15 protein-coding genes are annotated in these 12,775 nt (G+C 62.5%); 2 read left to right on the forward strand and 13 right to left on the reverse strand.

Translation table 11 applies throughout. The features are described from left to right. Positions 1-102: 102 nt before the first annotated feature. From HCZ30_RS01670 to HCZ30_RS01715, 10 genes are all read right to left on the reverse strand, one after another. Positions 103-342 carry a hypothetical protein gene (locus HCZ30_RS01670; protein WP_167636020.1) on the reverse strand — a complete coding sequence of 80 codons (240 nt, stop codon included), beginning with the start codon at positions 340-342 and terminating at the stop codon, positions 103-105. Positions 343-451: 109 nt separating this feature from the next. Next, positions 452-1,870, reverse strand: coding sequence for a PepSY-associated TM helix domain-containing protein (locus HCZ30_RS01675; protein ID WP_167636021.1), 1,419 nt, complete (start codon positions 1,868-1,870; stop codon positions 452-454). A gap of 38 nt (positions 1,871-1,908) precedes the next feature. Next, positions 1,909-2,277 (reverse strand): hypothetical protein, encoded by a 369-nt coding sequence (locus HCZ30_RS01680; RefSeq protein ID WP_167636022.1) that lies wholly within the window; start codon positions 2,275-2,277, stop codon positions 1,909-1,911. Positions 2,278-2,293: 16 nt separating this feature from the next. Next, positions 2,294-2,773 carry a copper chaperone PCu(A)C gene (locus HCZ30_RS01685; RefSeq protein ID WP_167636023.1) on the reverse strand — a complete coding sequence of 160 codons (480 nt, stop codon included), beginning with the start codon at positions 2,771-2,773 and terminating at the stop codon, positions 2,294-2,296. Positions 2,774-2,791: 18 nt separating this feature from the next. Continuing rightward, positions 2,792-3,913, reverse strand: coding sequence for a methanobactin export MATE transporter MbnM (locus HCZ30_RS01690; protein WP_167636024.1), 1,122 nt, complete (start codon positions 3,911-3,913; stop codon positions 2,792-2,794). Next, complete coding sequence (locus HCZ30_RS01695; RefSeq protein ID WP_167636025.1) at positions 3,913-4,752, reverse strand: MbnP family copper-binding protein; 840 nt, start codon at positions 4,750-4,752, stop codon at positions 3,913-3,915. The genes HCZ30_RS01690 and HCZ30_RS01695 overlap by 1 nt, the downstream gene beginning before the upstream one ends. Before the next feature lie 59 nt (positions 4,753-4,811). Continuing rightward, positions 4,812-5,144: a polyketide synthase gene (locus tag HCZ30_RS01700; protein WP_246212521.1), complete on the reverse strand. Its 333-nt coding sequence runs from the start codon at positions 5,142-5,144 to the stop codon at positions 4,812-4,814. A 111-nt stretch (positions 5,145-5,255) separates the two neighbouring features. Next, positions 5,256-5,981: an anti-sigma factor domain-containing protein gene (locus HCZ30_RS01705; protein ID WP_167636027.1), complete on the reverse strand. Its 726-nt coding sequence runs from the start codon at positions 5,979-5,981 to the stop codon at positions 5,256-5,258. Further along, complete coding sequence (locus HCZ30_RS01710; RefSeq protein ID WP_175580945.1) at positions 5,978-6,442, reverse strand: sigma-70 family RNA polymerase sigma factor; 465 nt, start codon at positions 6,440-6,442, stop codon at positions 5,978-5,980. The genes HCZ30_RS01705 and HCZ30_RS01710 overlap by 4 nt, the downstream gene beginning before the upstream one ends. 264 nt (positions 6,443-6,706) lie before the next feature. Then, a complete protein-coding gene (locus HCZ30_RS01715; protein WP_167636256.1) occupies positions 6,707-7,507 on the reverse strand; it encodes a DUF4394 domain-containing protein in 801 nt (266 codons plus the stop codon). 359 nt (positions 7,508-7,866) lie between these two features. Between HCZ30_RS01715 and HCZ30_RS01720 the strand changes: the two genes are divergently transcribed. Beyond that, positions 7,867-8,358: a hypothetical protein gene (locus HCZ30_RS01720; protein WP_167636029.1), complete on the forward strand. Its 492-nt coding sequence runs from the start codon at positions 7,867-7,869 to the stop codon at positions 8,356-8,358. Positions 8,359-8,360: 2 nt separating this feature from the next. Here HCZ30_RS01720 and purD read toward each other — a convergent pair whose 3' ends face one another. Next, complete coding sequence (gene purD, locus HCZ30_RS01725; RefSeq protein ID WP_167636030.1) at positions 8,361-9,623, reverse strand: phosphoribosylamine--glycine ligase; 1,263 nt, start codon at positions 9,621-9,623, stop codon at positions 8,361-8,363. Between the two features lie 70 nt (positions 9,624-9,693). Between purD and xseA the strand changes: the two genes are divergently transcribed. Continuing rightward, on the forward strand, positions 9,694-11,235 hold the full coding sequence (gene xseA, locus HCZ30_RS01730; RefSeq protein ID WP_167636031.1) for an exodeoxyribonuclease VII large subunit: 1,542 nt from the start codon (positions 9,694-9,696) through the stop codon (positions 11,233-11,235). On the opposite strand, the gene HCZ30_RS01735 is transcribed toward xseA, so the two are convergent. Both HCZ30_RS01735 and HCZ30_RS01740 read right to left on the reverse strand, forming a co-directional pair. Then, entirely contained in the window at positions 11,236-11,634 is a 399-nt protein-coding gene (locus HCZ30_RS01735) for a hypothetical protein (protein ID WP_167636032.1), read from the reverse strand. It lies immediately after the preceding gene. 20 nt (positions 11,635-11,654) lie between these two features. Then, a complete protein-coding gene (locus HCZ30_RS01740; RefSeq protein WP_246212525.1) occupies positions 11,655-12,692 on the reverse strand; it encodes an alkane 1-monooxygenase in 1,038 nt (345 codons plus the stop codon). Positions 12,693-12,775 lie beyond the last annotated feature (83 nt).

Here is a 12,775-nt window from a genome sequence, read left to right on the forward strand (position 1 = left end):
TGGGCCGTCTTCACGGACGGCCCAATCCAAGCCGTCCCATCCCCATCCGATCGCCGCGGCGTAGCTTCTACTGACCAGTCTTTCATGCACTGCCCGGCCTTTTTATGCGGTCAAGATCTGCTTGGAATAGACGGCGGCCTCCTCAATCTCACCGACGGCCACGTAGATCTGTGCGAGGATGCCCTGGAGCAAACAGCGGGCGTTCCTGCGAAACCCTTGCCGCGAGAGACCCTCGGATGTGATCGGAACGGCCGTGTCAAAGGTCACATGGGGCCACATACCGACGACGATGCCGGTTAGAAGCGGCGCCCCAAGGATGGCTTCTCGAATTGCGCTGTGCAAGGCCATCTCTTTGGTCTCATTCGATGTAGGTCTGCCATCGCCGAACGCAAGCCGGTACGTGCGGCCTCCGCATCAGACAGGGATGCGGAGGCTCAGTTTCAAAGCAGGCTCAGGACAGGGCGGCCTTGAGGCGCGGCACGTTCGAGAGTATCAGCAGGTCGACGGCGATCACCGCCAGCAGCGCGAGACCCGCCATCGGGAAGGCCATTGCAAGTACCAACGCCACAAGTACAGCGCTTTTCCACATGGGCATGTCTGTGGGCGCTGGCGGCGCGGCAAGGCGCAGCGCGCCGGATGGGCGGCGCTTCCACCACATGATGATGCCGGTCACATTGATCATCAAAATCAGCGCCAGCAGCACGAGGTTCAGCACCCAATTCCACAGACCGGCAAGGCCCTTGTGCAGAGCGATGCCCTGCGCCATCGCCTTCGCCATCAGCGAATAGTCGTCATAGCCGATATCGGCCAGCAGGTTGCCAGTGTAACGATCGAAATGCAGCGTGCGGTCATCGCTAGGCGCGATGGTATCCTCGGACTGTGAAGCCCGCATCAGCGACCAGACGCCCTTTTCCCCCGCAGGCAGGGATACGCGGTACTGGCCGGAGAAGCCATTCGCCTCGGCCCAAAGCACGACACTGTCCAGCGTGGCGGGCTGGGGCAAGGCCTGTGTCCCGGCGGCGGTGCCGGATTCAGGCATCGGCGTCAGTTCCAGCCCCCATGGCACCTCGTCGAGCGGGCCGTGATTCAAAGACGCATGTGTGAGGTCTGACGACCAGAAGCCCGCATCTTTTTCAGCCGGGAAAGACGACCATGGCTGTACCAGCTTGCCGCCCCAGACCCCGGCCCATGCCAGACCGGACAGCAAGAAAAGCACAAGGAAGCCGGATACCCAGACGCCGCCCACGACGTGAAGCTCCTTGAAGAAGCTCCGCCGCTTCTTCGACAGATCGGGCAGCAGGGCGCGGCCGAGGCTGCGGTCGCGCGGCCACCACATGTAGATACCCGTCGCGATCAACAGCAGCGTAAGCGAGGCCGCAGCCTCGATCAGCCGGTCGCCAGTGTCGCCGATCAACAGCGTCCCGTGAATGTCATTGGCCCATGCATAGAGCGTCCCGGTCTTGGAATTCACCTGCGTGACCTCGCCGGTATAGGGATCGACGGCGACGGATTTGGCGGGAACGTCCCAAGGCTCCATCCCCGGCAGGGCATCGGCAGGGTTGCGGATGACGAAGTAAGCCGGGCGGTCGGCGGCTTCGGGTGAGGTGTACTGGATCAGTTGGCCGGGCACGGCCTCCAGCGCGGCCTTGGCCTGAGTCGACGGTGGCAGAGGCGTGCCGGTGGCAGTGACGCGAGGTGCGCCGCCGAGCTGGTTCGATAGCCCGTTGTCGAGCAGCATGATGAAGCCGGTAATAGTCAGCATCAGCAGAAAGGGGATCACGAAGATCCCGGCGTAGAAGTGCCAGCGCCAGGCGGCAAAGTAGAAGGCCCGATCGCGTTTCTTCGTATCGGCCATGGGGGTGGTGGTCATAAGAAAGTGTCCTTGTCTGAGAATGTATTGCGAAGCGGTCAGACAGGAACAGGGGGCGCTCGCGGCGTGGCTGCGCGATGCGGCGGGGTGCGGGCACTGACTTGGTGGCGTTGGGGCCAAGGGCGGACCATGTGGGCCGCGCCTTCAGTTCGTGTCAAAGCCATCGTAGGCACTAAGATCGGGACGACGCCGGACAGCACACAAGCGGCGGCGGCGTCTTCGGAACCTGTATCAGGGACTTGATTTCCCGAGGGATCAAGCACGATCTCCTGCGGGCCCTCTGCTGTGCAGAGGACGAGGACCATGCCGTCGGGGCCGGACGCGCGCATAAAGCCGTTCGGAACGCTCATCGTTCCGAGCAGCGACAGAAGCAGCAACGCGCGTAGTATCAGCCCCCAGATAGTCATAGGTCAACTCACGGGGTCAGTGACCGGAATGGTCCATGCTGCCGTGGTCGATCGTCGATTGATCGACGCCCCCAGCAGGATCGACCATAAACTCGATCGATACTTCACCCGCGTTGCGGAAAATTAGCGTGGCCGGGATCATGTCGCCTTCCTTCGCCTCTCCGGTCAGGCCCATAAACATGAAGTGCATTCCATTTGGTTCGAGGTTCACCGTATCTCCCGGTGCTATCAATAGTTCGACCAGCGGGCGCATCTTGGCGATGCCGTCCTCGTGGAGCGTGGTGTGAAGGGTCGAGGATTGTGCGAAGGGCGTGCGCACGCCGATCAGCGCCTCTGGCGTCTCGCCCTCGTTCGAGATGGTGATGTAGCCCGCCGCCGAAGTTGCCGTCATTGGCGGCTGCGGGATCGAGGGGTGAATGATATGCAGGTCGCCCGACATCTTGTCATGGGCGAAGGCAGGCGATGCCAGCAGCAAGGCAACAAGGACACGTTTCATGACAAATCCTTTCAGGGGTCAGGACATAGCCCGCGTGATGCGGGCGGGATGGTCTTCGGGCCACGGGTCAGCGTGGTCCGAGTTTGTGACAAAGCTCTCGTCGGTGAGGCCTTCGAGGAAGGCGATGATGTCGGCAATCTCTTGATCCGAGGCGGTGAAGCCCACGATCATCCCGTCCTGATTGGCGTGGCCTTCGCGCCCGCCCTTGGCGTAATGCGCCAGCACGCCGTGGAGGTCGGGGATGGACCCGTCGTGCATGTAGGGCCCTGTCACGGCCACATTGCGCAGCGACGGCGTGCGGAACAGCCCCGCATCACTCGGCGCGCCGGTGATCTCGATCCGCCCCGGAGCGCTATCAGGGTAGTCGGCATACAGCCCGGTGTTATGAAAGCCGGTCTCCTTCCAAGGGCTGTCAGCGCGCTGGAAATTGTCGGTGAACAGCACGCCCTGATGACAGTGGTAACATTCGAACCGATGGTCGAAGAACAGCTGCTCGCCACGCTGCGCAGCGTCGGACAACGCCGTCAGATCGCCGCCGTACTTGAACCGGTCATAGGGGCTGTCAAAGGACATCAGGCTGCGCTGAAAGGCCGCCAGCGCCCGCGTGACGGTGAACAGGTCAGGCGCTGGCCGGTCTGGGAACACCTCTGCGAAGGCATTCGCGTAATACGGATCGGACGCCAGATCGATAAAGATCCGCGCCTCCTGTCCGGTCGCGCCCATCTCGTCCGGGGCTTCGCCGAACAGCGGCACCAGCGCCTGAAATGCGAGCGAGGTCATATGCGGGTTCGCCCAGGCATTCACCGGAAGGTAGGCGACATTCGCCAATGAGGGCGCGCTCAGATTACCTGTCGTGCCATGAATGCCCACCGCCGTCTCGCGCCCGTCGGTGAAGGCGTGCACCGGGTCGTGGCAGGAGGCACATGCCACGCTGCCATCCCCAGACAGGCGGGCATCGTAAAACAGGTGCCGGCCAAGATCGACCTTGGCGGCGCTCATAGGATTGTCCTGCGGCACGGGCGGGCGTGGCATCCAGTCGGGCAGCGGCCAGTCATAGCCGCCTTCGGAGATGTCGAAAGCAAAAGCTGCCCCCGACACCAGAACTGCCAGCACCGCCGCGCCAAGCGCGACGAGCCGCATCAGCGCACCGCGATCAGCTGTTGTTCGCCGGCGGCGACCTCGTTGAAGGGCAGACCCAGCTTCGGCAGCACGGTGTTGCAGTCGGAATCGTTCGGGAAGGACATGCAGCCGGGCGACGTCTCAGGCGTGTTGGTGCGCAGGTCGACCTCTGCCACCACCGGCGCCGGGTCGATCACCAGAACCTGCGTGGCCGGGTCGAACCCGTCGAAGGTGACCTCCATCAGGTTGGGGTTCTTGCAAGGCGCAGCAGGTGCATCCGTCTTGCCATCCGAGGCGCACATGGTAGAGCCGAGATGCAGAAACCAGCCCTTCGGGCCATCGGCACTGCGGTCGGTGGGCACCATGTCGATGCGCACGAACTTGTAGCCGCCGCGCCAGTTCCAGAACATCGACGTCAGGTTGAGCGGCGTGGGCGCCACGGTGGGATCGCCGTGATTCACTTCGAAGGGCACGCCGATCTTGAAGGAGACGCCGGTGTAGTCGCCCTCCGGCACGGTGCCGGTCAGCACGGTGTTCACAGGGGCGGTGCCATTGGCGCGGGCCGCGCTACCGTCTTCGAAATCGAGAAGCGCGGTGCCGTCATGCTGGAACGCGCTTTCCGTCAGGGTCACCGGCACGCGGCTCCCGTCAGTGGCGATCATCGCCACGTCGCTGGCATAGAGCCGGAAGTCAGTGCCGTTCACCTCGGCGTTAGACATGCCTAAGCCGTTGAATGTCGCGTCAGAGGCGAAGGGCTGGCCACCAATTTCGGCGGCGAAGTTGATAGTGACAGGCTGGTCGGCCAGCACTGCGGTCACGGGAAGCAGGGCGGCAAGCGCCGCAGAACAAGCGAGTTTCATAGAGGTCTCCAATGTCTGACAAATCGGCCAGAGGCCGAGGTTCACTAAGGTGAAGGGTGTCAGACGGTCGGAGGGGCACGGGCCGTGTGTGTGGTTTGGCTCCGCAGGCCATGCAGAACAGGCGGTGTAATGGTCCAGTCTGCCGTATCGAGCGACAGTTCCGCCAGAATGACCGCCACGGCAGGTTGCGGCAGGTCCATGGATGCCTGCAGGCGGCAAGCTTCACAGCCGGTCTGAGTGCCATCCTCGCCCACGTCGCCACAAATCTCAGACAGATCCAGCCCGTAGGTGGCGGCAAAGATGCGCACGGCCTGATCCTCGGGCGTGGCGAAGCGATGCGCAAAGCCCGACGTGGCCAAGGCCACGACCAGCAGCACGATCAACGTGCGCAAGTGGGTTATCCGCATCAGTACTCGCATCCTGTCTGGATAGCAGGCTGCCGCTAATGCGCAAGTTACCAGAGGGTCGCAGCCGCACGCTTTTCGCCGCGAAGCTGTGCGCCGTCAGATCAGCGGCTCCTTGGCAAACCCCTTGCCGAGGATCGGACCGGTGGGCAGATTGGTCGGCGATCCGCCTTCCGGTTCCGACGTGATCTCGTACAGCTGTTGCGCATTGGGCGAGGGCAGACCGTCGATGGTCAGTGTGCGCGACCGCCCGGTGTCAAGCAGTCCCAGCGACACGGGCGGGCCGTCGTCCTCTGGCTTGGTCCAGACCTGCATAACCTTATCCTGCGGCACGTTCTGCGTTTCCAGAAGCGTCACGCGCGTTGTGTTGTCGGGCATCCCTTCGACCAATGCGATGGCCTCGCCCCGGTCGTTCAGCAGCACCGCCACCACCGCCTGTTCCTGCGGTAGCATAAAGGACCACGCGAGCACCATTGTCATGACCAGCGCCGCCGCGATGCCCCCCAGCGCCGAGACGCGCCAACGCGCCGCCTGCGTGCGCACCGCATTGAGATCGACTACCTCGGCCCGGTCAGCAGTGGCGACGGGGGCATCCATATCGCTTTGCCCATCAAGTCGCGCGTCGATCCGAACCCAGAAGTCGTCTGGCAGGGGCATGTCGTCCGCCGTCGCATCCAGCGGTGCGAATTTCTGCCGCGCAATATCCAGCCGCGCCGCAATCATCGGATCACTGGCGGCCATCGCCTCCAGACGCGCAATATCGTCATCCCCGGCAAGGCCGAGCACGCATTCATCGATCAGGATGTCGAGCGGCCGATCGGTCACGACAGGCACTCCCTCAGTTTGCTCAATCCCCGCCGCACCCAGGATTTCACTGAGCCAAGCGGAGCTTTCATGCGGCCTGCGATCTCGCCGTGGCTGTGGCCCAGCACGTAGGACGACAGGATCGCGCGGCGTGTGCCATCGTCCAACCCTTCGAGACAGCGCTTCAGGTCCGACGCCGTATCCAGCCGGTCCCACGCCGTGTCGAGCACACCACTTTCCAGTGTCTCGTCGATCATTTCGGGCGCGGTTGGCGTTTCGCGGGCCTCGTTGCGCAGCATGGTCAGGCAGCGATTGCGCAGGATGGTATAGACCCAGCCGCTGGCGCTGCCCCGGTCGGGATCATACTGGGCAGCCCGCCGCCAGACCAGAACCATGGCGTCCTGCACGGCATCTTCGGCAAGGTCACTGCGACGCAGCATCCGCGTCGCCACGCCGAGCATCCGCCCGCCTTCGGCGTCCATCAGCCGCTTCAGCGCGGCGCGGTCACCTGCGGCACAAGCCTTTATCAATCGCGCGTGGTCCGTCACCGCCTGCCTCACCCCTTATGCACGATCCTTTCCGCCTGCGCGGCGGGATCGCCTTCCCTGTTGCATGGCTATGGTCACGGCTGGCGACTGTCAATTCACGGTTGAGGCTGAACACGGCATCCATCCCCCCCCGCCAAAGGGCAGGAACACCCGGCGCGACGCAAGACGCCGCGCCGGATATGTCCTGTCGGCCAGAGATTACTCGGCGGTCATGAAGGTGATGTCGCGCAGGGTCGCGCCATCCGCGCCGGAGATGTCCCAGCTCTCGGTGATCGAGCCGTCTTTGAGCGACACGGTGTGCAGCTTGTCCATCGCCACCAGCCACGCGGTGTTGGTGCCCTCGGCGTCGGTCGCAATGTCAAAAGCGTAGCTGTCCGAGCCTTCGATGCCCAGCTTGCCGATCGCGCCCAGCGTGCCGTCGTTCGGCGAGGTCTGCTGGATCAGCGCCACGATGGTGCTGTCAATGTCATACATCGCGGTGCTGTCGGGCTGACCGTAGGAATTGATATAGGCGGCGGCCACGATGGCCGGGGCTTCGCCTGCGTGCATGTCCTGCTCTTCGAACGCGAGCGAGCCATCGACCGTCACGGCACCGGTTTCGATGTCTACACGGTGGTTGGTGGTGCCCGACATGAAGCGCAGCTTGTTTGCCATCGGGTTGAAGTCAACGATCACCGGCGCATCGCCTTCGATCGGCAGTTCGGTGTCCATGGTGGAAATGACGGTGGCCGCGCCGGTCATCGGGTCGATCTCGACGATCTCAAAGGCATCGGTAACGCCGATCAGCTGGCCGGTGGCAGGGCGCAGGTCGATGCCGAGCAGCTTGTCCACGCCGGTGACCTCCATCGATGCGGTGACGGTGGCGGTGCTAGCGTCGATCTGGTGCAGCATCTTGTCGCCGGACAGGCCGATGGCCATCATGCCCGCCATCTTGTCGGAATGCGCTTCGGCGTAAGCGCCGGTTGCGGTCACGAGGGTGGCGAGGGTCAGAGCGGTCATCGTCTTCATAACAGTGTCCTTTCGGGACGCTTGGCTGCGGTTCCTCCGCAGCCTTCTACTCTCATGACTCGCGGGGTTGCCTGTTTGGATGCAGGCCACCCAAAATTTTTTAGTTCTTTCCCAAAGAGTGTTTGGCATAGGTGGCTGCCGGGACAAGACAACAATAAACGTCAGCAGTTGATGGTCCGCTCCTTGCGCATTGCTGACTTTAGTCGCTGGTGTGGATTTGCGGGGCTTTGAACTTCTGTTCAAATGGCTGCTTTCGCCTCTTTGACTGCGTGCCTTCGCAAGCACAGCGAACTCCCGCTTCCCGCCCTTTTTTGCTCGTTCCACGTGACACGGAGTGTGCGTGGAATGTCTTGACTGGTTCGACCTTCCTGACGGGTACCAGCCGCGACCACCCCCTATATGAACTGCTATTTTTCTTCCCCCCGAGCAAATTTTGCGAGGGGGATTGCTCACTAATCAGTAGGCTCAAAGCATTTGAAGCGAAGCTTGAACAGTATCGTCAGAAGGAGGCGGTTCTGCCGAAGCTGCCGACAGATAGTGCAGAGCTCTTCGCAAAGGCTGTGGAGAGGTTGGAGAGCCTACTCGGCGACCCTGACCTGGTTCATCAAGCGAACGAGTATATGACCGAGTTCATACAGCACATCGAGTTGAGACCCGACACTAAATCACTGAACGGCCTTGCTGCCGAGATCTACATCGATCTCGGCAGTTTGCTTATGGCAGGAGGTGTTGAACCGGCCATCGCCGACCTCTTCAACGACAAAGCGCAACTATCGGTCAGGCAGGGGGCGCTGCCCCCTCGGCCTTGCGGCCTCACCCCCGAGGTATTTTCGTCAGCGTGAAATCAGAGGGCGCGCCAGCCGATATCACGGCGGCAGAAGCCTTCAGGCCAATCGATCTGGTCGATCATCGCATAGGCTCTGTCTGCGGCTTCCTTGAGGGTTGCGCCGCGTGCGGTGACGTTCAGGACGCGGCCGCCGGTGGCGACGATGTTGCCGTCCTTTTCAGCAGTGCCAGCGTGGAAGGTATATTCGCTGCTGGTTTCAGGCAGAGCGCCGAGGCCGTTGATCACGGTGCCCTTTTCGTAGCTACCCGGATAACCGTTCGCTGCCATGACGACGGTCATCGCATGGTCGTCGGCCCAATTGGCCGAGACATCCGAGAGGCGGCCTTCTGCGCAGGCCAGCAAGAGGTCGAGGGCCTGACCGCCGAGGCGCATCATCAGGACCTGACATTCAGGATCGCCGAAGCGGCAATTGTATTCGACAAGCCGCGGCTGGCCGTCTTTGATCATCAGGCCGGCATAGAGGACGCCCTGATACGGCATGCCCTGCTTGGCCATTTCCTTCATCGTCGGGATGACGATTTCGTTCAGCGCTTTCTGCGCGATGTCGTCCGACAGGACCGGAGCGGGCGAGTAGGCGCCCATGCCGCCGGTGTTCGGGCCGGTGTCGCCTTCGCCGACGCGCTTGTGGTCTTGTGCGGTGCCGATGGGCAGGACGCTCTCGCCGTCGACGAGGATGAAGTAAGAGGCTTCTTCGCCTTCCATGAATTCCTCGATCACGACCTCGGCGCCTGCGCTGCCGAATTCGCCGCCGAACATGTCGTCAATAGCGTCGAGCGCGTCCTGTTCGTTCATCGCGACGATGACGCCTTTACCAGCGGCGAGGCCGTCTGCCTTGACGACGATGGGCGCGCCTTGCTGGCGAATGTAATCCTTGGCCGGAGCGGCCTCGGTGAAGCGGGCATAGGCTGCGGTCGGCGCGTTGGCCGAGTCGCAGATGGCTTTGGTGAAGGCTTTGGATGCTTCGAGCTGGGCGGCAGCCTGCGAGGGGCCGAAGACCTTCAGGCCCGCATCGCGGCAACGATCGGCAACGCCGGCGGCCAGGGGCGCTTCGGGGCCGATGATCAGGAAGTCGATCGCGTTCTCTTCGGCGAAAGTCACAACCGCGTCGGCGTCGAGGATATCGAGCGAAGCGCATTCGGCCACGGTTGCGATGCCCGCATTGCCGGGAGCGACGATCAGGCGGTCACATTTCGGGTTCTGTTTGACGGCCCACGCCAGCGCGTGTTCACGCCCGCCGCTACCGAGGATGAGGATGTTCATGGCGACCTCCGCTTGGCCTTTGGTTTGAGGCGTTCTAGAGTCAGGTCCGAAATATAACAAGGGCGGGCAGATGGACCTTTTCGAAGAGCCGAACGACAACGCACATGAATTTTCGGTTTCCGAGATCTCGGGGGCGGTGAAGAAAGCCATCGAGGGCGAATTCGGGCATGTGCGTGTGCGGGGCGAAGTGGGTCGCGTAGTGCTCGCGCGGACCGGCCATCTGTACTTCGACCTCAAGGATGACCGGAACGTTCTGGCCTCTGTCAGCTGGAAAGGGCAGGTGGCGCGCCTCGCGCATCGGCCCGAGGAAGGGATGGAGGTCATCGCGACCGGCCGCCTGACCACGTTCGGGCCGCAGTCGAAATATCAACTCAACGTCGAGGATGTGCGCCCTGCCGGTGCTGGCGCGCTCATGGCTATGCTGGAAAAGCGCAAAGCAGCGCTGGCCGCCGAGGGTCTGTTTGCGGCAGAGCGCAAGCAGCAAATCCCGTATCTGCCGGAGATCATCGGCGTCGTAACCTCGCCCACTGGCGCGGTCATCCGCGATATCCTGCACCGCCTGCGGGACCGTTTCCCGCGCAAGGTGCTGGTCTGGCCGGTTGCTGTGCAGGGGCAGGGCTGTGCGCAGCAGGTCGCGAATGCGATTGAAGGCTTCAACAACCTGACCCCAGGCGGTGCGCTACCGCGTCCCGATCTGATCATCGTTGCGCGTGGTGGCGGCTCGATCGAGGACCTCTGGGGTTTCAACGAAGAGATCGTGGTTCGTGCCGCTGCCGCCTCCCAGATCCCGCTGATTTCGGCGGTCGGGCACGAGACCGACACCACGTTGATCGACTTTGCCTCTGACATTCGGGCGCCAACGCCGACGGCTGCGGCTGAGCTTGCAGTGCCTGTCCGGCTGGAACTGCTGAACTGGCTCGACAATCAGAACGCCCGCCTTTCGCGGTCGCTGGTCCAGACCATTGATCTGCGCCGCCAGCGGCTTCGGGATATGGCGCGTGCGCTGCCGCAGAAGGACCACCTGCTGGATGGACCTCGTCAGCGGCTGGACGTGCTGTCCGATAAACTGGAGGCAGGTCTGAAAAACGCCGCAGCGCGCAAGCGCCTCGCGTTGACCGAGGCATCAGGACACCTGCGCCCCTCGGTTCTCAAGCGACTGATGACGGATTCGCAGCGTAGCCTGAATGCGTGGGATGTGCGCCTTGCCCCTGCTTTGGGACGTGTTGCCGAACGCCGCCGCGAAGCGCTTGATGCTCGCGTTGCTCGTCTGCGGCCGCAGGCTTTGGCGCAGCAACTTGCCCGCACGGAAGAGAAATACGACGGGCTAACCGTGAGGCTGTCTGACGTTGCCACTCGCGCCCAGCAGGCGCGCATGGACCGCCTGCAATCGCTCGACCGCCTGCGTGAGACGCTGTCCTACCGCGCGACGCTTGAACGCGGTTACGCGGTCGTTCGCAGCGATGGCGATGTAATCACCACGGCGAAAGAGGCCGGCAAGGCGGGCGCTCTCGAAATCGAATTTGCTGATGGCTGCTTCGAAGTCGGTCAGGCGGCGAGCAAGCCAGCGCCCAAGAAAAAGGATACGCCGCCGACGCAAGGCTCGCTGTTCTGATCAGAAACCGAAGTTGTTGCAGACCAGATCGCGCTTTACGGGTTCGAGTTCGTAAATCTCGCCTCCGACGATCCCGTCGAGGCCAACGAAACTCGCCAGCAGGCGGCCACCGTCGAGGTGATAGTACCAGCATTGCGGGTCGGGATTGTTCTCGTAGGCAAAGCAGATTTGCTCGCCGTTCGTGTACCATTCACCGATCTCGCAAACGCCGTCGCCCCAGCTCCAGTAAACTTGGCGGTCCGGCATGTATTTTTCGAGCCCGTAGGGTTCAATGCCGACATAGCCGAAATCGAAGGTGCGACCCAAGACATAGGCTTCGAACTGACTGGCGGTCAGGCTGTCCTGCTGTGCCGTCGCAGGAAGCGCCAAAGCGCAGAGTGCTAAGCAAAGTTTTCGCATAGTTGCAGCCTGCGTCCTTCTTAACGCTTTGAAAAGCTACTCTTTCGCCATTTTTTCAGGCGCGGATGCATCACCTTGCGCCACAACGGAGGGAGCAGCGCGATGCAGGCCATCACAGGAATGGACCGCGGCAGGGTCGGCGCGTGCGGTAACTCCAACGCGGGGTAAGGACGCATGGGGTGGGCGTGGTGGTCGGAATGGCGCGGCGCATTGAGCATCAACGCCGACGAATACCAATGCGGGCTGTTCCAGCTATGACGAGGGGAGATCGGCTCCGGCTTGCCATCGGCGAACTTCCGCTCCAGCCCGTAATGCTGGACGTAATCGGACATGAGTAACTGCACCTGCGCGAAGATCGCAAGCGCGATGTACCACAGCAGGCCGTTCGTTCCACCGATCAGCCTTGCGATCAGCAGCATAAGCGCCGCGCCCAGCAGATAGATGATATACGGATTACGCCAGCGCGAACGCTTGCGCCGAGCCAGGCGGTCTTTTTCGGCTTCCAGACCCTTGCGGAACTCCCCGCGCCACGCACGGCCCGCGAACCTGTAGAAACTCTCGCTATAACGCGCCGAGTTTGGGTCACTGCGCGTGGCGACCAGCGGATGATGGACCAGCACATGCGCCGAGGCGTGTTGGCCATATAGCACGGAGATATAGGCCCATACACCAAGCTTCCTCAGCAGACGGGACTGGCGGTGGATCAGTTCATGCGCGTTGGAGTTGGCGACCTGCCCGAGGTAAAGCCCCGCCGCGACGAAGACGCCGAACGCCTCCGCCCACGACAGCGCGCCGATCCCGTAGATCACAGCGCCGAGCATCGCGAACTGCCCGATGACAACGACGATTGACAAGCGGTCGGGAGTAGGAAACTCGCTCTCGGGCGTCGGCGGGGTGATCACGCGCACCACTTCGTCCAGCACCGCCACCATCACCGTCATCGCCAGCGGCGCGAGCACTGCCCAGATGCCGCCATAGAGCGCCGCCGCGATGATCAGCGGCAGCGGCAACAGCGTGGCGACAGTGAAAAGACGCATTGCAGACATACGAACTTCCATAGCACATTGCCTGAATTGAGCCAGTCACATTGCCCGCGGGCCTTTCCAATCCTAGCTATTGCCTTTAGTTGGAAAGAAACTGC

The sequence above is a fragment of the Marivivens donghaensis genome (genome assembly GCF_011806565.1).
In the GTDB taxonomy this organism is placed as follows: domain Bacteria; phylum Pseudomonadota; class Alphaproteobacteria; order Rhodobacterales; family Rhodobacteraceae; genus Marivivens; species Marivivens donghaensis_A.